General features: G+C 64.8%; 17 protein-coding genes and 1 tRNA gene. 10 read left to right on the top strand and 8 right to left on the bottom strand.

The annotated features are described in order from the left end of the window. Positions 1 to 4: 4 nt before the first annotated feature. Positions 5 to 1,411 (bottom strand): DUF6498-containing protein, encoded by a 1,407-nt coding sequence (locus RBH22_RS08625; protein ID WP_306677241.1) that lies wholly within the window; start codon positions 1,409 to 1,411, stop codon positions 5 to 7. Between the two features lie 230 nt (positions 1,412 to 1,641). On the opposite strand from RBH22_RS08625, the gene RBH22_RS08630 reads away from it, so the two are divergent. Continuing rightward, a complete protein-coding gene (locus RBH22_RS08630) occupies positions 1,642 to 3,009 on the top strand; it encodes a sodium-dependent transporter (protein ID WP_256545655.1) in 1,368 nt (455 codons plus the stop codon). Positions 3,010 to 3,098: 89 nt separating this feature from the next. Here RBH22_RS08630 and RBH22_RS08635 read toward each other — a convergent pair whose 3' ends face one another. After that, complete coding sequence (locus RBH22_RS08635; RefSeq protein WP_256545656.1) at positions 3,099 to 3,752, bottom strand: TrkA family potassium uptake protein; 654 nt, start codon at positions 3,750 to 3,752, stop codon at positions 3,099 to 3,101. A gap of 195 nt (positions 3,753 to 3,947) precedes the next feature. Here RBH22_RS08635 and RBH22_RS08640 point away from each other — a divergent pair, with 195 nt between their 5' ends. Further along, entirely contained in the window at positions 3,948 to 5,381 is a 1,434-nt protein-coding gene (locus RBH22_RS08640; protein ID WP_256545657.1) for a sodium-dependent transporter, read from the top strand. A 68-nt stretch (positions 5,382 to 5,449) separates the two neighbouring features. Here the strand turns inward: RBH22_RS08640 and RBH22_RS08645 are convergent, their stop codons facing one another. Further along, the gene (locus RBH22_RS08645) at positions 5,450 to 5,647 is read right to left on the bottom strand and encodes an HVO_0649 family zinc finger protein (RefSeq protein ID WP_121569804.1); all 198 of its coding nucleotides are present in this window, start codon (positions 5,645 to 5,647) and stop codon (positions 5,450 to 5,452) included. Positions 5,648 to 5,812: 165 nt separating this feature from the next. Between RBH22_RS08645 and RBH22_RS08650 the strand changes: the two genes are divergently transcribed. Together RBH22_RS08650 and RBH22_RS08655 are read left to right on the top strand one after the other, a co-directional pair. Further along, entirely contained in the window at positions 5,813 to 7,357 is a 1,545-nt protein-coding gene (locus RBH22_RS08650; protein WP_306677413.1) for an acyl-CoA carboxylase subunit beta, read from the top strand. Between the two features lies 1 nt (position 7,358). Next, positions 7,359 to 7,697, top strand: a complete 339-nt coding sequence (locus RBH22_RS08655; RefSeq protein ID WP_306677242.1) for a hypothetical protein — start codon at positions 7,359 to 7,361, stop codon at positions 7,695 to 7,697. 217 nt (positions 7,698 to 7,914) lie between these two features. Here RBH22_RS08655 and RBH22_RS08660 read toward each other — a convergent pair whose 3' ends face one another. Both RBH22_RS08660 and RBH22_RS08665 read right to left on the bottom strand, forming a co-directional pair. Beyond that, entirely contained in the window at positions 7,915 to 8,115 is a 201-nt protein-coding gene (locus tag RBH22_RS08660) for a 30S ribosomal protein S17e (RefSeq protein WP_121569806.1), read from the bottom strand. Positions 8,116 to 8,188: 73 nt separating this feature from the next. Beyond that, complete coding sequence (locus RBH22_RS08665; RefSeq protein WP_121569807.1) at positions 8,189 to 8,611, bottom strand: Lrp/AsnC family transcriptional regulator; 423 nt, start codon at positions 8,609 to 8,611, stop codon at positions 8,189 to 8,191. A 97-nt stretch (positions 8,612 to 8,708) separates the two neighbouring features. On the opposite strand from RBH22_RS08665, the gene carA reads away from it, so the two are divergent. Together carA and RBH22_RS08675 are read left to right on the top strand one after the other, a co-directional pair. Continuing rightward, complete coding sequence (gene carA / locus RBH22_RS08670) at positions 8,709 to 9,773, top strand: glutamine-hydrolyzing carbamoyl-phosphate synthase small subunit (protein WP_306677243.1); 1,065 nt, start codon at positions 8,709 to 8,711, stop codon at positions 9,771 to 9,773. Positions 9,774 to 9,923: 150 nt separating this feature from the next. Continuing rightward, on the top strand, positions 9,924 to 11,210 hold the full coding sequence (locus RBH22_RS08675) for a hypothetical protein (protein ID WP_306677244.1): 1,287 nt from the start codon (positions 9,924 to 9,926) through the stop codon (positions 11,208 to 11,210). A gap of 1 nt (position 11,211) precedes the next feature. Here the strand turns inward: RBH22_RS08675 and RBH22_RS08680 are convergent, their stop codons facing one another. After that, positions 11,212 to 11,592 carry a DUF5830 family protein gene (locus tag RBH22_RS08680; RefSeq protein WP_306677415.1) on the bottom strand — a complete coding sequence of 127 codons (381 nt, stop codon included), beginning with the start codon at positions 11,590 to 11,592 and terminating at the stop codon, positions 11,212 to 11,214. A 321-nt stretch (positions 11,593 to 11,913) separates the two neighbouring features. Between RBH22_RS08680 and RBH22_RS08685 the strand changes: the two genes are divergently transcribed. Then, a complete protein-coding gene (locus RBH22_RS08685) occupies positions 11,914 to 12,588 on the top strand; it encodes a VTT domain-containing protein (protein WP_306677245.1) in 675 nt (224 codons plus the stop codon). 94 nt (positions 12,589 to 12,682) lie between these two features. Beyond that, positions 12,683 to 12,837 (top strand) — tRNA-Met (locus RBH22_RS08690). 645 nt (positions 12,838 to 13,482) lie between these two features. Here RBH22_RS08690 and RBH22_RS08695 read toward each other — a convergent pair. Beyond that, entirely contained in the window at positions 13,483 to 15,864 is a 2,382-nt protein-coding gene (locus RBH22_RS08695) for a BGTF surface domain-containing protein (protein ID WP_306677246.1), read from the bottom strand. Positions 15,865 to 16,155: 291 nt separating this feature from the next. Here RBH22_RS08695 and mch point away from each other — a divergent pair, with 291 nt between their 5' ends. Both mch and RBH22_RS08705 read left to right on the top strand, forming a co-directional pair. Then, the gene (gene mch / locus RBH22_RS08700) at positions 16,156 to 17,100 is read left to right on the top strand and encodes a methenyltetrahydromethanopterin cyclohydrolase (RefSeq protein ID WP_256289058.1); all 945 of its coding nucleotides are present in this window, start codon (positions 16,156 to 16,158) and stop codon (positions 17,098 to 17,100) included. Between the two features lie 21 nt (positions 17,101 to 17,121). Further along, a complete protein-coding gene (locus RBH22_RS08705) occupies positions 17,122 to 17,613 on the top strand; it encodes a hypothetical protein (protein WP_256289059.1) in 492 nt (163 codons plus the stop codon). Between the two features lie 30 nt (positions 17,614 to 17,643). On the opposite strand, the gene RBH22_RS08710 is transcribed toward RBH22_RS08705, so the two are convergent. Continuing rightward, positions 17,644 to 18,960, bottom strand: coding sequence for a M48 family metallopeptidase (locus RBH22_RS08710; protein WP_306677247.1), 1,317 nt, complete (start codon positions 18,958 to 18,960; stop codon positions 17,644 to 17,646). Between the last annotated feature and the right edge of the window lie 27 nt (positions 18,961 to 18,987).

Raw genomic sequence — 18,987 nt, forward strand, 5'->3', positions numbered from 1 at the left:
CGGGTCACACGCGCGAGAGGGCAGCCCAGGCGAGTGCCCCGACGGGAAGCAGAAAGAACGGCGCGAACACGAGCGAAAGGCCCCACGCCAGCGCGTCACTGACGTCCGGCGTGAGGAACAGCCCGGCCGGAACCGCTAAGAAAAAGAGCAGCAGCACGCTCGCGGCGGCGATGACAGCCGGATCCCGTTCCGGACGCTCGGTCTGTTGTACTGGAAGATCTAGCCGCGCTACCGCTCGGTCGATGTCGCTCACGGGACCGAGTCGCACGTCCCGATCGACCGACTCGACGTCCGCGATCGTGAGCGTTCCCGTGCCGAGCAGCCGGTCGGCGATCGCGTTTCGAACCGCGAAGTCCGCTCCCGAATCGACCGACGCGATCCACTGTGGCGCCTCCAGCGCGGTATCGTAGGCGACGAGGTCGTCGCCGCGGCGCTGGTACTCGACCGTCCCGTACCGGAGGAAGTAGCTGAGGACCCGAGCGGAAGCGAGGACGAGCACAGCCAGGAGCGCGACCGCGAGCCACAGGAAGTCACCGGCGACGATCGCGAGCACGAGAAAGACGAGCGTGAGGAACCCGACCCGGTTCACGAAGCCGAAGGCGATAGCCCCAACGCTCCCGAGCAGCACCGCTCTGGCGTCGGCCGTGACTCGCCCGCTGACGTCCGCGTTCGGCAGGTCGAGTTCCGGGGGTGGTTCGCTGTCTGTCCCGTCGTCGAAGAGCCGCTCGCGTAGTCGGAGGATCGGCGTCCCGACGTGTTCGACGTAGAACTGATACATCGACACCGTCGTCTTCGCCGCGACGACGAGCGCGAGGATCAGGAGGCCGCTCGCGCGGCTCTCGGCGGCCGCGAGCAGGCCGACCGAGACGACGACGAGCGACAGTTGCGCTGGCGTCCGCACGATCTCCTGTGCCGACACGTCGGCGTACTCGCCGTTCCCGATGTACTCGAAGACGAAATCGGACCCCTGTGCGATCACCAGCGCACCGATTCCGAGCGCCAGATCGAGTGTGAGTACGAGCGTCAGGTCCGCCGAGAACCAATAGAGGACGCTCAGTGGAACCACGGTGACGAGCCAGAATCCGAGTATCGAGAGTGCGAAGGGGAGGTTTCGGGGATAGAGCGGCGGCCACGTCGGCCGAAACTGCCAGCCGCCGCGTTTCTCCCGGAGTCCGTGAAGCGGCTCGATCTGTCCGGGGATCCCGGGCGAGCCGCGTTCGGCGAACAGCGCCTTCACCGCAGCCAGGACGACCGTACTGAAGGCCTCCGTCCAGTAGGCGACGAGCAGCGCTGTGAGGTCCCAGCCCCAGGCAACGACGCCGACGAGCGGGAGGAGGTTCGCACCGAGGAGGGCGACAGCACCGCCGAAGAGGGTCGCCGTCGAATCAGGGCGGCCGGGGAGTCCGCGCATTCGCGTGGTGGATTCAGTTTCGAGCGGCAATTAAATATTGATCCGAAGCGGATCGAGTGACGAGAGCGACGCCGCCCCGGATACGATCGTCTGCTGCGGGCGAACAGCGGAGCGGTGCGTACGTATGTACGGAAACGTTCTCTCTGAGACGATTGTGTACAATTCTCGGGTCGTTCTCGCCCGATAATCGCGTATCTTATCACCCGGTCGGCGACTAGCCCCGGCCAGCAATGAGTGAACGAGAAACGTGGGCGACGCGCGCAGGATTCATCCTCGCCGCCGTCGGCTCGGCGGTCGGCCTCGGGAACATCTGGCAGTTCCCCTTCAAGACCTCCGAGTACGGCGGGGCGACGTTCCTCGTCGTCTACCTCGTCGCCGCACTGGGTATCGGTCTCCCGGCGATGCTCGCGGAGTTCGTCGTCGGTCGGAGAAGCAGTCTGAACGCGATCGGCGCGTTCGAGGAACTGGGCCACCGGAACTGGAAGTGGGTCGGCGTCCTCGGCGTCGGCACCGGCTTCTGGATCCTGTCGTATTACAGCGTCGTCGGTGGGTGGGTCCTCCGCTACATCGGCGGCAGCGTCACCGGCGCGTACTTCGCGGACCCCGCCGCCTACTTCGGCCAGATATCGGCGGGCGTCGACGCGCTCGCGCTCCACGCGCTGTTTATGATCCTCGTCGTCGCGATCGTCGCGGGCGGCGTCGAAGACGGGATCGAGAAGGCCACGAAGCTGATGGTCCCCAGCATCGTCGTCATCCTCGCCGTTCTCGGCGTCTGGGTGTTCACCCTCCCCGGCGCGGGACCGGGCTACACTTACTTCCTGTCGCCCGACCTCTCACAGCTCAGCCTGAGCGTCTCCTTCGATCCGCTGCCGTCGTTCAGTGGGCCGCTCACGGATATCATTCCGTTCGCAGTGAGCCAGGCGTTCTTCTCGCTGTCGCTCGGGATGGGCGCGATGATCACCTACGCGTCGTACATCGGTGACGATCAGAGCCTCTTCGGCGACAGCATCACCGTCGTCGTGCTCAACAGCGCGGTCGGGATCCTCGCGGGCCTCGTCGTCATCCCGCTGCTGTTCGTCCAGGGCATCGAACCCGGCAGCGGCGGCGCGGGCGCGCTGTTCGTCAGCCTCGCGACGGCGTTCGCCGAGCTTCCGGCCGGCCGACTCGTCGGCGTCGTCTTCTTCGCGGTCGTCCTCATCGCGGCGCTCTCCTCGGCGATCAGCCTGCTGGAGGTCGTCGTCTCCTACGCCGTCGACAACTACGGCGCGCGCCGCCCGCAGATCGCGGCGGTCCTCGGCGGGCTCATCTTCCTGCTCGGCATCCCCTCGGCCTGGGACACCGCCTGGCTCGGCTGGTTCGACACGCTGGCGTACCAACTGCTGCTCCCGCTGTCGGTGCTCGGCATCCTGCTCTTTGCGGGCTGGATCTACGGCCGTCCCGCCGTCGACGAACTCCTCTCCGGCTCGTCGCTGGGGCTGGGCGTCGGGATGACGTGGCTTTGGCTCGCACGGACGGTCGTCATCCTCGGCGTCCTCCTCACGCTCGCGCTCGGCGTCCAGACGCTCTTCATCGACGGCGCGATCGTGCCGCCGCTGTAGGCTGGGCACTCCTCCGATCGCGAAAGGGCGACTCCGAAAACAGATTCGTGCGGTTCCCGCACTCTCGACGGCGGAGAAGCAGTTCCTGACTACACTGCGTCCTCACCGCGACACTGCGTGAGGACTTCTCCGACGACGTCGCGGTCGGCCGCGATGAGGTACCGTCGGCCACCGATCAGTTCTGTCGAGTGCTGGACGGCGACGTGGCCGTCCGCCTCGGCGATGACCACGGAGCCTTCGGGGAGCGCAGTGGAGACGACTTCGCCCGCCGCCGGCGCGTCGTAGTCGATCCGTACGTCGAGGACTTCCAGTTCGCCGGTGACCTCCTCCAGCGTGCGGACGTCGCTCCCCGAGAGAGCGTTGACCGCCGCGCGGACGCTGGCACGCTCGGGGAAATAGACCTGATCGACGTACTCCTCGTACTCGTCGCCCGCGCCCTCTTCGATTCGGGCGACGGTTCGGAGCCCCGTCGCGTGGCGTTTCGCCGCCATACAGACGACGAGGTTCGTGTCTTGTTTGTCCGTCAGTGCGCCGACGGTGTCCGTCCGGTCGGTGATGGCCTCGTCGAGCACCGACGGCTTCGTCGCGTCACCTCTGATGACGTCGATGTCGTCGTCCTCGATGGCCCGCCCCGGGTCGGGATCGATGACCGTAACGTTCCACCCTCGGTCAGTAAAGTGCTGAGCCACGCGGTGGCCGACACGTCCGCTGCCTGCGATCACGATGTGATCAGCATCAGTCATAGTTGTTCATTACGGTCGTGATAAATAAGTCTCCGCCCAGCACACCGGCGGCCTCGACGGCGTCGCGGCACCGACGATCGCTGGAGTCGCGCTCACCGCCGCGGGGCAAAATCCCTCACGAATGACCGTGTTATCGGCCGAGGAGACGGATTCGGTCCGAAAGCCACTTACTCGCGAGCAGGTGAGTGAGTGCCAATGACACGTGAGACATGGGCGACACGCGCGGGGTTCATCCTCGCCGCCGCGGGTTCGGCGGTCGGCCTCGGGAACATCTGGCGCTTCCCGTGGGTGACAGCCGACAACGGTGGAAGCGCATTTCTGATGGTGTATCTCGGTATCGTACTGCTGGTCGGCGTCCCGGGGCTGCTCGGGGAGTTCGTCGTCGGCCGACGCGGCAAGAAAAGTCCCGTTGGAGCCTTTCGGGATCTCTCGGGGTCGCGGGCGTGGGGGCTGTGGGGCGTCTTCTACGTCTTCACTGCGATCGCGCTCATTTCGTTCTACAGCGTCGTGGGCGGCTGGATCCTCCGGTACTTCGGCGAGAGCGCACTCGGCCTCGTCGGGAGTGAACCGGCGTACTTCGCCTCGCCCGGCCAGTACTTCGGCGGTGTGGCCGCCGGCCTCGACGCGCTCGGCTACCACCTGCTGTTTCTCGCGCTGACGGCGCTCGTCGTCTACGCGGGCGTCCGCCGCGGGATCGAACTCGGCACGAAGGTGATGATGCCCGCGGTGCTCGCACTGCTGATCGGGCTCGCCGTCTGGGCGGGGTCGCGCCCCGGTGCGGCCGAAGCGTACGCGTTCTATCTCAGCTTCGACCTCGCGACGATCCGCGCGAACTTCTTCGACGTGCTCGCGCCGGCTGCCGGACAGGCGCTCTTCACGCTCTCGCTCGGCGCGGGGACGATGATCACCTACGCCTCCTACATCGACGAGGACCGCTCGCTCCCCTTCGACGGGACGATCATCGCCGTCCTCAACACGCTCGTGGGTGTGCTCGCGGGCCTTGTCGTCTTCCCGCTGCTGTTCTCGCTCGGCGTCGATCCGTCGCAGACCGCACCCGGGCCGGGCGCGCTGTTCGTCGGCCTCGCTGGCGCGTTCTCCCAACTTCCCGCGGGCGCGCTCGTCGCGACGGCCTTCTTCGGCGTCGTCGTGCTCGCGGCGCTGTCGTCGTCGATCAGTATGCTCGAGATCCCCGTCTCGTTCCTCGTCGACGAGTACGGCTTCTCGCGACACCGCGCCGTGGCGCTCGTCACCGGTGCCGTGGTCGTGACCGGTGGGATCTGTGCGATCAACCCGACGATCGCGGGGACGGCAGTGTTCGGCTTCGTCGCCGGACCGCTCGTCGACACCCTCCTGACGCTCGGGCTGACCGCCGTGCTCGTCTTCGCCGGCTGGGTACTGGGCCGCGATGCAATCACCGAACTCCGCTCCGGCGCTGGCAGCGTCTCGCAGGCGCTCGCGACGCCGTGGCTGCTCGGTGCGGGCGTCGTCCTCCCGATCTTCCTGCTATTCACCCTCCTGACGACCTTCGGCGTGGACGCCAGCCTCGGCTTCTGGCCGACGGTGCTCGTCGCGGTGTTCGTCGGCGCAGTGGCGTTCGTCGGACTCCGGACCGAGCGGTCGCTCGTCTGACCTGACTGCAAGCGCACGACGTAGCGCGACAGTCGCAGTCCTGTTCACTCCGGTCCGCCGCTTGCGGCCTACTTTTCGAGTGTAATCGTCCGCCGTCGGATCGCACCGCAACTGGGGCAGATGTGCCGGTACTCGATCGTGCGACCGGTCGTCACGGCCTGCCACTCCCCGTCGATGTCGTCGTAGCCGCACTTCGGACAGACGAGGTCGACGTCGTTGTACTGCGACCGCAGGCGTTCGAAGGGTGATCGGTGTGCGCTAGCCATCGTGGTACTTACTACCACGATTCCGAGTGCAATAAACATAATTATTTTTTATATACTATCCGAGAATGTCGACGTTCGACGAACCTTCCCTTGTCGGATTGCGGAAACCCTTTTGCCTCCCGTCGGTACGTACGTGACGATGATCGGAGGTGGTCCGACGTGACGATGGAGGACCGTATCGAGGAGCTACGCGAGAAGCGCGAGCGAGCGCTCAAGGGCGGCGGCGAGGACCGCATCGAATCCCAACACGAGAAGGGAAAGATGACGGCCCGCGAGCGCATCGAGTACTTCCTCGACGACGGGACGTTTAACGAATTCGACCAGCTCCGGACCCACCGGAACCACAACTTCGGGATGGAGGAGACCCAACTCCCGGGCGACGGGGTCGTGACCGGCTACGGCGAGGTCGACGGACGAAAGACGTTCGTCTTCGCCCACGACTTCACCGTCTTCGGCGGCTCGCTCGGAGAAGTGTTCTCCGAGAAGATCACGAAGGTGATGGACAAAGCCGTCGAGGTCGGCGCGCCAGTCGTCGGACTCAACGACTCCGCGGGGGCCCGCATTCAGGAGGGCGTCCAGTCGCTCGGTGGCTTCGGCGAGATATTCCGGCGGAACACGGAGGCCTCGGGCGTTGTGCCCCAGATTTCGGCGATTATGGGGCCCTGCGCCGGTGGCGCTGTCTACTCACCCGCGCTCACGGACTTCACGTTCATGGTGAAGGACACGAGCCACATGTTCATCACCGGTCCGGACGTGATCAAGACCGTCACCGGTGAGGAAGTGAGCTTCGAGGAACTCGGCGGTGCGGTCACGCACGCCTCGACCTCGGGCGTCGCACACTTCGCCTGCGACACCGAGGAGGAGGCGCTCGACGACATCCGACGGCTGCTCTCGTATCTCCCCCCGAACAACGTCGAGGACCCGCCGCGCGTGGAACCGTGGGACGACCCCGAGCGCGCCGACGAGTCGCTGAACGAGGTCGTGCCCGACGAGCCCCGGAAGCCGTACGATATGCACGACGTCATCGGCGGCGTCCTCGACGAGGACTCCTTCTTCGAGGTCCACGCGGGCTTCGCGAAGAACGTCCTCGTCGGCTTCGCCCGCCTCGATGGCCACTCGGTCGGCGTCATCGCGAACCAGCCGCGCGTCAACGCCGGCACGCTCGACATCGAGGCCTCCGAGAAGGCTTCGCGGTTCGTCCGCTTCTGTGACGGCTTCAATATCCCGATCGTCTCCTTCGTCGACGTGCCCGGGTTCCTCCCCGGCACCGACCAGGAACACAACGGGATCATCCGCCACGGCGCGAAGCTCCTGTACGCCTACTCGGAGGCGACAGTGCCGCTCCTGACGGTGATCACGCGGAAAGCCTACGGCGGCGCCTACGACGTGATGGCCTCGAAGCATCTGGGCGCGGACGTCAACTACGCGTGGCCGACGGCCGAGATTGCCGTGATGGGGCCGCAGGGCGCGGTCAACATTCTCTACAGCGACGAACTGGCGGCTGCAGACGATCCCGACGAGCGCCGCGACGAACTCATCGCGGAGTACCGGGAGGAGTTCGCGAACCCCTACACAGCGGCCGATCGCGGCTTCATCGACGCCGTCATCGAACCGCCGGAGACGCGCGAGCGACTCGTCGCGGACCTGGAGATGCTCCGCTCGAAGCGCTCGTCGCTCCCCGAAAAGAAGCACGGCAACCTCCCGATCTGAGATGGTCGCCGACGATCCGACCGCCGACGACTCGGTTGATGACGATTCGACCGGCACCGACCCGGTCGCCGACGTGCCCGACCGCCTCACGCTCCCGGACAGTGCGGACGAAGAAGAGGCCGCCGCGATCGCCGCCGCAGTTGCTGCTCACGTCGCCGATGGCGAGCGGGCCGCCGCGGTCGCGGCCGCGGCAGCAGCCCAGTCGGGGCCGACATGGACCGGCGAGAAGTGGACCTTCGCGGGCCGCGTCGACGCCACGAGCGGACGTCGCGTGCGCCGCGTTCCCGACGGCGCACCGACAGACAAGTGGACTGCGGCGGGACGCGCCGACCGGCTCTGAGCGCGCGGCGCGTCGCTCTGGCTATTACGGGTTCGTCGCGACTATAGTAGCGTTTGTAACTGATCACACAGCCAATCGCACGACTGCGTGCGATTAGGTGCGTGAAGACTTGTGAAGACTTGCAAACGCTACTATAGCGGATCGCTGTTGGACGTGCGAGAGAGGAGAGACGGCAGTCGCTCGCGATATCGACGACGTTCAGAAACAGGTCTCCGACTTATGCCGAGGTCGAGGGCTGCGAGCCGCCCTTCTTACGCGTGATGTAGCCCGCGATCCGGTTGCGGACGCCCTTTGACTCCACGTTGGTCAGCGTTGCGACGCTCTCTTTGTTCGTCTCGAAGTCCGTGTTGAACGCTTCCGGGTACTTCTCCAGCAGCAGCTTCCCGAGCTGTTTGACGTACTTGGGTTTGATCGCCATACTCCCCTGTTCCGCCAGCGCGCACTAAAACGATTCGTTCCGGCGCGACGTGAGGCGCTGTCGCGTCCAGATCTTACGGCGACCGGCCGAGGCGCTCGTCGAGGATGAGCCGCGTCTTCGTGTTCTTCACCTCGTCGAGCTCGCGCGCGCGAGTGATGAGATCATTCACCGCCTGAGTATCGGCGGCGTCGACGACGAGGACGACGTCCTCTTCGCCGGAGACCTGCCAGACGAAGTCGACCTGGTCCCACTCTGTCATCTGCTCTGTGATCTCGGTCGTGTCGACGTCGACTTTCACCGAGACCTCGATCATCGCTTTGATGTTTCCCGTCCGCGTCGAGATAGTGAACCGCTCGATGACGCCGTCCTCTGTCAGGCGCTCGACTCGGTTGCGCACCGTCCCCTCGGAGGTCCCGACCTGGGCTGCGATCTCCGTGTAGGGCGTTCGGGCGTCCCGGCGGAGAATATCGAGGATCTGGCGATCGAGATCGTCCATACCCCCCAGACGCGCTCGGGGGGCTTACCGATTACGAAATTCGTAACTGAGCTACGAAAGTAACACTTATACCCCAGAATCACGTGCGTTTCTCGTAATGTCGGACGCCTATCTGGCCCTGGAAGACGGCCGCGTTATCGAGGCCCGCGGTCGCGTGCCGGGGCGGACCCGCGGCGAGTTAGTGTTCACGACTGCGTACACCGGCTACGAGGAGAGCCTGACCGATCCCTCCTACGAGGAACAGGTCCTGACGTTCTCGTACCCGCTCATCGGCAACTACGGCGTCCGAGAAGAGCGATTCGAGTCCGATCGCGTCCACCCGCGCGCGGCGATCTCTCACGAGTTCACCGAGGACGTCGTCGAGTGGCTCGAAGACGAGAACGTCCCTGCCCTCGACCACATCGACACCCGTGACCTCGTCACGTCGATCCGCGAGGAGGGTGCGATGAAGTGCGGCATCGCCGTCGGCGAGGACGTGACGCCCGCGGACGCGGAGGCCGAACTCGAACAGTGCAAGGGGATGAGCGAGCACGTCGACATCGGCAAGCGCGTCTCGACGGCCGAACAGACGACCTACGGCGACGGCAACGTCGACGTCGCGCTCGTCGACTGCGGCGCGAAGATGTCGATCGTCGACTCGCTCGTCGAACGCAACGCGTCGGTCCACGTGCTCCCCTACGACACCACGAGCGAGGACCTCGCCGAGATCGACCCCGATCTCCTGTTCATCTCCAACGGCCCGGGCGACCCGGCGAACTTCGGGGCCGCACAGGAACTGGTCGAAGAGAACGTCGGCGAGGTCCCGATCGCGGGCATCTGTCTCGGTCAGCAGGTCGTCGCCCGCGCGCTCGGCGGCACCACCGAGAAGATGGACTTCGGGCACCGCGGCGTGAACCAGCCCGTCCGCGACCTCGACTCCGGACAGGTCGTGATGACGACGCAGAACCACGGCTACACCGTCGGCGAACCCGGCGACCAACTCGACGTGAGGCAGGTCAACGTCAACGACGGCACCGCCGAGGGACTCGCGAACGACGAACTCGACGTGATCACCCGTCAGTACCACCCCGAGGCCCACCCCGGCCCCCACGACTCGCTCGGCTTCTTCGACGACGTCCTCGCGATGACCGGCGAGAGCCAGCACGTTGTCGCCGACGACTGATCACATAACCAACCGCGACCGCCGTTTTTCCGCTCTTTTTACCCCGTTTCGCCGCCGTCTGCTCGCCCACCGGGAAAGTTCGGTATACCATCACGTGCGAGCGCCAGCAAGACCCACGGATTTATGACGAAACGGACGGAGAACGATGCTATGAGCCAACCGGAGATCGTCCAGGCCGCCCTCGCTGGCGAGGACGTGGTCGCGCGGGTCGACCTCGGCGGCGAGGACGAACTGTACGTGACGCCGACGCGGACGCTACTCTATCGCGCCGAAGGGCTGCTCTCCGACGAGTCGGTCGAGGAGTACTCCCACGACGCCGAGCGCATCACCGTCTCCGAGGGCCGCCGCAAGGCGAAGGTGACGCTGGACTACGGCCTCGACGGCCAGGAGACGATTTCGCTGCCCGCAAAGCGGCTCGAACGCGCGCTGCAGCCGATCGTCGAAGGCGTATTCAAAGCGAACGACGTCCTCGAAGACGACGAGCCGATGGAGCGCCTCTTCCGGTTCAGCGAGCTCACGATCGTCATCGCGGGCGAGCGCGTGGTGCGCCACATCGGCGCGAATCTCTGGGACGAGGACTTCGAGTCCTATCACTACAGCGACGTGAGCGATTTGGACTTCGAGGACGGCAGCGTAGCCACGTCGGTCGTGCTCACAGTCAATGGCCGCCAGGAGCGGTTCAAAGCCCCCAACGACGACGCCCGCGCGGTTCGCGCGGCCCTGGAGACGACGCTGCTCTCGTATTGGGGCGTCGACTCACTGGAGGAACTCCGTGCCGCCGCAGAATCCGACGAGGAGGAAGCCGAAAGCGACGTCGCAGACGGCGACCAGTCGGGTGAAGTCTCTTTCGGCGACGGTCCCGACCCGCTGATCGCCGACCCCGCAGAGCCCGAAGAGTTACCCGAAAACGCCACGCGATCCGGAGACGGCGCCGAAACCACACCCACCGATGCGGTCGCGTCCGGCGACAGCGCGGACCGCTCGACGGCACAGGTCGGCGCCGCCGACGCCAGCGCGGACGCCATCACCCAGCAGGTCGAACGCCCTACACAGGAGACGACGACTGACACCGCCGAAAGCAGCGCTACAGCGTCCAGTTCCAGTACGCAATCGGCCACGGAGACCACTGAGACTAACGACACGGCGTGGGCGAACGCCACTCAGGGACCCACAGAGCCCGAGACGGCGGACGCTGACTCGACACAAGCGGGAAGTCACACGCAGAGCGCGGGGAACGACACGGGAGCGAACGAGACTCCGTCGTCCAACGCCGGATTCGAGGGCTCGGGCTTTCAGTCTGCGACACCTACTGTAGAGGAGCAACTTCGCGAGGAACTGGCTGAACTCCGAGAAACCGTCGAGCAACAGAACGAAGAGTTGCGCGCCCAGCGCGAACTGGTCGAACAGCTCATCGAAGAGCTCCGGCGCGGCCGCTAACCTACTCTCGACCGAGCACTTTTCGCACGCACGACGGGCCGAACGGGCCGAGTTCGCCGCTCTGGAACTGCACGAAGTGACCCGTCGAGAGGCTCGCTCCGCACCGCCGACACTCGTAGTCGCCCTCTCGCTCGACGATCTGTTGTTCGAAGCGAACGTAGGTCCCGCCACGGCGCGTACGGAGTCGACCCTCATCGCGCTCGATGACGCCGCGGAGTTCCGCGGTATCGAGGATCTCCCGCGTCAACGCCGGGTTCGTCGTCACTGTCTCGATGCGATCGACCGCCTCCGAGAGCGATAGCGACTCCGCCTCGACGTGTGCGAGGAGGTCGACGCCGAGTTCGACGCGCTCGCTCTTGTCGAGGTCGGCGACGTGCCCCACCGGCGATGATCCGTCTGTGTCACCAGCAGGGCCAGGGCTGTCGTCTCCGGAATCGTTCGCATCGCCACTCTCTGCGCCGCCATCCGCGCCGCGATTTGTGTCGCTGTCGGCTCCGCTATCTGTGTCGCTGTCGGCGCCGCTTCCGGCATCGAACGTCGAGAGATCCGATTGCTCGTCGTCGGCCACAGTTCACTCTGCCTTCCGCATGCGCGGACATAACATTTCACTGTCGCGCCGGAACGACGAACGCCCCGACCTTGCCCCCGCTCGATCACCGCCGGTCACCAACTGTTATCCCGACCCGGCAGCGACCTGCAAACGATGGACCGGTCTCGATTGCGAGCGCGGATAGTCGCCGGCGCAGCGCTGGTCGTCGTCGCGGCAGCCGCGCTCGTCACCTCGCCCGACGCGGTGCTCTCCCGAGCGGCGTGGCTCGTCGCCGATCCGATACGGCTCGTTATCGTCACGATCGCACTGGCCGCCGTCCGACCGCTGCTCGCGTGGCCGACCACGCTCTTAGCAGTGCTCCTCGGCTACGGACTCGGGCCGTCGGGGTTCCCGCTCGCCCTCGCGCTGGTCACGCTCACGAGTGTGCCACCGTATCTTCTCGCTCGGCGGTTCGGACGGACGGGTCGCGTCGCCGACGCGGGTGAGGCGTTCAGAGAGCAGACCGGTGACGTGCGGAGCGTCGTCGCGAGTCGGCTCGTCCCGGCCCCCTCGGACGTGGTCTCGGTCGCTGCGGGGATGGCCGGCGTCCCGCTGTGGGCGTTTCTGCTCGGCACGGCGATCGGCGAGATTCCGTGGGTGATCGTCGGGATTCTCGCGGGGTCGTCGGCGGAGACGCTCGCGGCTGGTGACCTCGCGGGCGCGACCGACCTGCGGGTCGTCGTCGCCGCGATGCTGGTGGCCGTGCTCCTGCTCGGCCCGACGGTCTACGGGTGGTACGCGGATCAGCGCACGGGCGCCGATGGAGCGGTGTTTGGTGGAGATCAATAAGACCGGAATACGGCCGGTTGTGCGATTGTGAGACACTCTCGCGGCCACCGGACTTGCGAAGGTTTAAGAACGTCATCGAACAACGGAGAAGTGAGCCCGGGTGGCTTAGCTGGACATAGCGCCGCACTCATAGGGTTTCCTGAGATTCGGTGCGGTACGCCTTGGAAGCCTCCGCCGCTCCCCACGGGGCCCGCCGAGCCTCGGACCTGGGATATGCGGAGATCGTGGGTTCGGAGCCCACCCCGGGCACTTTTCCTCAATCAAACGTCGTAGCAGCGCGTTTTCGAGTTTCGGATTTATATTCGCTACTAGCTTCGGCTTTTTGTGTTATCCCCTCTGAAGCGTCAGAGGAACGACCGACAGGTGCACTGAATCCGAAATGTGCCGAGTGCTGCCTATTCGCTATCATTCCTTCCGTAAGATGAGTTGCAGGGAGAGTGTCTAGTCTCAATGCCAGTCGATCGACAGTGCGCTGATGATGAGCACTGACAGTTGACGACGTTTCGAAGCCGAGCGTAGACGTTGACGTCCCATTCGAATTAGGCATATCGTGCCAAGCTGTGCTGACGTTGCCGTCGTCGACGTGGGGTGCCAGTCAACACCGGGCGTGCGAAAGTTACGTACGTGCCGTCGACGTTCTACGCTGCGAAGTTAGCCTCGATTCTAGATCTGAGCAGACCGAGCAACCGGCGACGCTCTCCTCGAAGATTCCGAACTGTTGTTCTCAGCGCTGCGTACGTGAGGCATCATCCCAGTGCCGAGCACGAGCGAGATCGCACCGATCTACAAAGGAAGACAATATCTCGTGTCGGTGGACGTCGCTGTCGCTATCGGGTGTAGCGTCGAAAGAAATGAAAAATTGAAGGGCCGGACTAGGTCCGGTAGTTCAGGTCGTTAGTTGTCGCGGCGGACCGCGAGCAGCGCAGCGGCGATGAGCGCCGTCAGCGCGACGACCACACCGAAGCCAGGCGTGCTGGTCGACGAAGTCGTGGTCTGCTCGGTCGTACCAGGCGCTTCCGTGGTGTCCGGAGCTTCCGTGGTGTCCGGAGCTTCCGTGGTGTCCGGAGCTTCCGTGGTGTCCGGAGCTTCCGTGGTGCCCGGTGCAGTCGTCTCGACCGCTTCGACGACTTCGCCGTCTTCCGTCACGTCATCAATGAGGTTGTTCTGAACGACGATGTCGTAGGTGTCACCGACGTTCTGCTCACTGAAGTCGAACGACGCGCTCCAGGTTCCGTCGGGCTGGATGACGGGCGACGCCGTCTTCAGGAAGCTCGGCGTGACGCCATCATCGCTGCGGACGCGGACGTCGATTTCCGTGCCGGGTGCGATGTTGGACGTGCCGCTGACCGTCTGGTTGCTGGAAGCAGCAACGTCGAACGGTTCGTTGACGCTCACGTCCGGCTCAGCCGCCGTGAACGTAGCGAACGTTTCGGAGTTCTCGTCGTCCTCGAACTGATCCTCAGGAACGAAGTCGTAGCCGAGATCGTTCTTCAGGACCGTGAAGTTGGTTTCGAGGTCCGTGTCGTCGTCAGCCGGGAGATCGTCACCGTTGGCGAAGTTCACCTGTTCGGTGTTCACGAGAACGAAGTAAGTGTCGTTCTCGCCGTCAGCGATCACGGTCATATTATCGGACGAGTTGATGTCGAGAGCGCGCGCATCCTGGTTCGCACCGGGGTCGGCCTCTTCGATCGTCAGGTTGACCGGACCGGTCCGGTTGAGCTGCAGGAAGGCGTCGGTGACATCCTCGTCCTCGCGTGCGTTGAGCGCACCTTCGAAGCCGGAGGCAACGATCTGGTGGACCGCCCAGTCACCGACAGCGATCTCGGACGACTGGGTGATCTCGCCGTTCTCGAGAGCTTCGTTGATGTCTTCGAGTTCAGAGGGGTTGCTCAGCTCAGCAGAGCTTCCAGTCCACATCTGGATGGATTCCGTGTTGCGCTCTTCGAGGACGAGCGTTCCGACGCCGTCAGCGCCGCTGGACGTGTCGGCAGCGGGGTCCTGTCCCGCGACGACCTCAAGCTCGTAGTCGCCAGCGTCGATCAGGTCAGAGACTGGAACGTCAACGTCCTGGTCGGTGACACTGTCATCACTGTCATCGTCGACAGCGAAGGCATCACCGGTATTTTCAGTAAGCCGGTACGTGTTCAGGTAGAGCGTGACCTGGCCGTCGTTGTCTTCGTCTTCGACGGTCGCGTTCGCGACGACGCCCTCGCTACCATCGACTGCACCGACGGTAACGGTCGCGTAGTCGCTGTCCTGAAGGTCAAGCTGGATCTCGGCGATGTCTCCACGCTGCTCGGAGACCGTGTTGTCAGCGAAGTCAGCTTCGTTGTCTGCTTCACTGATGGAGATAGTCGAGGATTCCGTCTCGACAGCCGACGCGTTGTCGGTCACGAGAACGGTGTAGTCGCCCGTTTCGTAATTGTTGGCGTCGAACGAGAAGTCGACCTCACCTTGGCCACCGATGGTGGTCGGGATCGTGGCGACTGTGTCACCGTCACCGGCATCGTCGATCAGTTCGATGGTAACGTCGCGGCCCGAGTCCTGAGCCGAGACCGTACCTTCGATTTCGTCGTCCTGCGTGACGTTCAGGTCGTCGATGCTGACACTCAGGCCGAGGTTACGAACCGTGAAGTTCGAGAGGCCATCGAAGTCGTACGTGTCGGTTTCGAGGTTGCCCGTGTCAACGTAGAAGACTTCACTGTTGTCTCCCGAAGAGAAGCTCTGGAAGTAGTCAGTGTCGTCGCCCTCGATCTCGAACGTTTCCGGGGGCGAGGAGGCGTTGTAGATAGCGACCGTCGTGCCCTGGTAGACGTTGCGGTCCTCAGTGAGCTCCGAGGTGTTGTACGACTCGGCTGCGAACGCAACCGAAATCGTTTCGCCACCGCTCTGGTCGGAGACTTCACTCGAGAGTTCGATCTCGAGGTCGTTCGACTGGATAGCGCTGTCGGTTTTCAGGTAGACGGTCGAGCCACCATTGGTGACAGTGCTGTTGGTGTAATCAACTTCACTCGAGATGTTAGTGTCGTCATCGAGAAGCTTGTAATTGTCTGCGTTCAGCGTAACGCCACTGACGTCGTCGCTGTTCGCAAACGGAATCTCGATCACGTAATTGCTGCTACCTGTGGTGTTGTTATCGTAATGAACAGCACCACCTTGATAGTCCGCGTTTGCCGCAGCCGCACTCCCCGTAAACGCCACGGTCCCAGCAAAGACGCTGAAGACCATAAGCGCCGCGAGGAACACCGCGCGGGACTTGCTTGTATTTCCTGTCATAGTTTGTTTGATCTGCAATCGGCGACAACAGCTTTGCGCGCACCGGAACGCGAGTGCGTGTGTCCGATCGAACGGACGTGGCCCGCAGTACTCGCTGGTGTCACCATTGGTAGGGGTACGAGACAATCAAGTACCAGGTCCGGTAAATACTTTGTGTAGTTGTCTGACGCTGAGCGGGCGCGAGAAGCCTCCTACTGCTGAAATTGTGTGGTAACGGCTCACACAACAGATGCGGCAGACGAAGCTACAGAACTACCAACGACTTTACCCCACGACGACCAACCCCGAGGTATGGATTCCATCAATCGGATGGCCATCGAACTCGTCGACGAGGCCATCGACTTCGCGGAGGAACTCCGCGTCGTGCCGCACGAATTGGAGTCGGGCGCGACAGTACTGGATTTCGGCGTCGACTCCCAGGCGGGCGTCGAAGCCGGAATGTTGCTCGCAGAGATCCAGACCGCTGGGCTTTCGACCGTCCAGACGCGGATGGACGACGTCGCGGGCGCGACGACGCCGTACGTCGAACTCCAGACTGACCACCCTGCGCTGTCACTGCTCTGCTCGCAGAAAGCAGGCTGGGAACTCACGTTCGACGATCCGGCGTTCGACGGCCTCGGGTCGGGGCCGGCCCGTGCGCTCGTCGCCGAAGAAGACGAATTCCACGCGCTGGACTACTTCGACGAGTTCGATTTGACCGTCCTCTCGGTCGAGAGCATCGACCTCCCGAGCGACCGTATCGCCGAGCACGTCGCCGAGACCGCCGGCGTCGAACCGAGCGGCGTCTTCCTCCCCACGTACGCGTCCGGCTCGACAGTCGGAAGCGTCACCGGGGCCGCGCGCGCCGCCGAACTCGCGATCTTCCGTCTCTTCGAACTCGGCTACGACGTCCGCAACGTCCAGTCCGCGTTCGGCTCGGCACCGCTCGCGCCGGTGAGCTACGACGAGAGTGTCGCGATGGCGCGGACGAACGACGCGCTGGCGTACGGCGGCGAGGTCCACCTCACCGTCGCCGAGGACTTCGACGAGTTCGACCGAGTGCCCTCCAGCGCTCGCGAGGAGTACGGCACGCCCTTCGAGGAGATCTTCGCGGCCGCCGACTGGGACTTCTACGACGTCCCGGAGACCGTCTTCGCGCCCGCGAAGGTCACGATCGACGTCGTCGACGGCCCGACGTACGTTCTCGGCGAAACCGACGAAGAACTGCTCGCGGAGTCGTTCGGTTACCGAACCTGATGGCGTGAACTGAGTACGCGTATGAGATTCAAGCTCCTGCCGGACCCACCCGAATCGCTCGACCGCGTCGCGGACGCCCAGCGTGCCGTCCCGCTCGTTCCCGGCTCCGAAGACGACTGCTGTGCCCGGCTGATGCGCCGCCTCGATTTCCCCACTCGCGACGTCGCGCGCACGTGGCTCACGTTCCTGCGCGCGCTCGAATTAGCCTCGGAGACGTCCTCGGGCTTCGTCCGGGAGTCGACCGAGCCGACGCCCGACCACCTCAGAACGGCGTTTCGAGAGCGCGTGTACGGCGCGCGAGAAGTCCTGGCGTCGCTGGATCCCGACGAGCCCCGGTCGATCGAGACGGTCTTCGATGGATTCGAAGACCGCGTGCCCGTCTGGGAGACCCACCGCGCGGCCGAGGACTGGCGCGACGTCTGGCGCGAGCGCGTCGAACGGATTCTGGGGTGGGCCGTGCTGTTGGATCTCGCCGCCGAACGCGACGGTGGTTACGTGCGCGCGCGAGAATAACTGGCGCCAGTAGGCGATGCCGTTCGCCGTCTACGTCGCAGACGGCGGCACGCCCGCGTCGGAATCGCCGCCCGCGACGCGGTCTGCGTCCTCGTTCTCTGTCCCGTACCGTTCCCGGAGCCGACGGATGCGCTCGGGAATCGGCGGGTGCGTGAGGTGGAATGCGGCGTACGCCGGGTGCGGGAAGGGGTTACTCAAGTTCTCGCCCGCGAGCGTGCGCAGCGCGCGCGTCATCGACGCAGCCCCGCCCATCGTCTCCGCGGCGAAGTCGTCGGCCTCGCGCTCGTGTGCCAGTGAGAGCTGATTCGTGAGCGGCGCGGTCAGCGACAGCACGGGGCCGGCGTACAGCAGCCCAATCCCGAGCGCGGCGTAGGTCTCCTGTGGGAGCGCGAACGCGGCGTACACCCACTGGGAGGTCGTCACCCACCAGAGGAACGCGAAGACGACCGCCATCTGCAGGGCGGAGGCTGCCAGTTGCTTCCAGATGTGGGCTTTCTTCCAGTGGGCGAGTTCGTGTGCGAGCACCGCTTGGATCGCCTCGCGGTCCATCTGGTCGACGAGCGTGTCGAAGAGGACGACGCGCTTTGCGCGCCCGAACCCGACGAAGTACGCGTTCGAGTGCGAAGATCGGCGACTCGCGTCCATCTCGTAGACCTGCTCACACTCGAAGCCGGCGTGTTCGAAGACGTTCTCGACGGCGTCGCGGAGGTCGCCGTCTTCTATCGGCTCGAAGTCGTTGAAAAGCGGCGCGATAACGCGGGGGTAGACGATCATAAACAGCAGCGAGAAGCCGACAACTAGCCCCCAGCCGACGACGGGCCACAGCGTCGGGAGCGCGTCGACCGCGAGCAGAATCGCGCCGCCGACGAGGCCGCCGAGGACGAGCGCGACGACCGTCCCGACGGCCAGATCGCGAAGCCACAGCGCCGGCGTCTGGTTGTTGAAGTCGAAGCGCTCCTCGACGACGAACGTCTCGTAGGCGTCGAACGGCGCGGACAGGAGCCGGCCGGCGACGATTGCTCCAGCGAGGAGCAGCACGCCCTGAGCGACGCTCGGGAGGCCGGTTCGACTCAGCGCCGCGGCGACGTCGCCGTAGAGCCCGGAAACGACGACAGCGAGCACGACGAGGACGCCCAGCCACGACTGGATCTGCGAGAGGATCGTCTTCGAGCGCTGGTAGGCCAGCATCTCCTCGGGGTCGTCGACGTCGAGCGCCGAGCGAACCCACTCGACGGCGTCGCGGACGGCCGCCGCGCCGTGACGGAGATTGAGATAGTCGAGGACCGTCTCGAGCACCTGGACGCCGCCGAGCAGGGCGACGAGTGCGAGCGCGGATAGCGAGACCATACGAATTCCTGGGGCGTCGTGGGACTT

Source organism: Halobellus sp. H-GB7 (genome assembly GCF_030848585.1).
GTDB lineage: Archaea > Halobacteriota > Halobacteria > Halobacteriales > Haloferacaceae > Haloquadratum > Haloquadratum inordinatus.

Coding starts and splice junctions, on each gene's coding strand:
- RBH22_RS08625 (WP_306677241.1), bottom strand. CDS start 1,411: ATGCGCGGACTCCCCGGCCGCCCTGATTCGACGGCGACCCTCTTCGGC.
- RBH22_RS08630 (WP_256545655.1), top strand. CDS start 1,642: ATGAGTGAACGAGAAACGTGGGCGACGCGCGCAGGATTCATCCTCGCC.
- RBH22_RS08635 (WP_256545656.1), bottom strand. CDS start 3,752: ATGACTGATGCTGATCACATCGTGATCGCAGGCAGCGGACGTGTCGGC.
- RBH22_RS08640 (WP_256545657.1), top strand. CDS start 3,948: ATGACACGTGAGACATGGGCGACACGCGCGGGGTTCATCCTCGCCGCC.
- RBH22_RS08645 (WP_121569804.1), bottom strand. CDS start 5,647: ATGGCTAGCGCACACCGATCACCCTTCGAACGCCTGCGGTCGCAGTAC.
- RBH22_RS08650 (WP_306677413.1), top strand. CDS start 5,813: ATGGAGGACCGTATCGAGGAGCTACGCGAGAAGCGCGAGCGAGCGCTC.
- RBH22_RS08655 (WP_306677242.1), top strand. CDS start 7,359: ATGGTCGCCGACGATCCGACCGCCGACGACTCGGTTGATGACGATTCG.
- RBH22_RS08660 (WP_121569806.1), bottom strand. CDS start 8,115: ATGGCGATCAAACCCAAGTACGTCAAACAGCTCGGGAAGCTGCTGCTG.
- RBH22_RS08665 (WP_121569807.1), bottom strand. CDS start 8,611: ATGGACGATCTCGATCGCCAGATCCTCGATATTCTCCGCCGGGACGCC.
- carA (WP_306677243.1), top strand. CDS start 8,709: ATGTCGGACGCCTATCTGGCCCTGGAAGACGGCCGCGTTATCGAGGCC.
- RBH22_RS08675 (WP_306677244.1), top strand. CDS start 9,924: ATGAGCCAACCGGAGATCGTCCAGGCCGCCCTCGCTGGCGAGGACGTG.
- RBH22_RS08685 (WP_306677245.1), top strand. CDS start 11,914: ATGGACCGGTCTCGATTGCGAGCGCGGATAGTCGCCGGCGCAGCGCTG.
- RBH22_RS08695 (WP_306677246.1), bottom strand. CDS start 15,864: ATGACAGGAAATACAAGCAAGTCCCGCGCGGTGTTCCTCGCGGCGCTT.
- mch (WP_256289058.1), top strand. CDS start 16,156: ATGGATTCCATCAATCGGATGGCCATCGAACTCGTCGACGAGGCCATC.
- RBH22_RS08705 (WP_256289059.1), top strand. CDS start 17,122: ATGAGATTCAAGCTCCTGCCGGACCCACCCGAATCGCTCGACCGCGTC.
- RBH22_RS08710 (WP_306677247.1), bottom strand. CDS start 18,960: ATGGTCTCGCTATCCGCGCTCGCACTCGTCGCCCTGCTCGGCGGCGTC.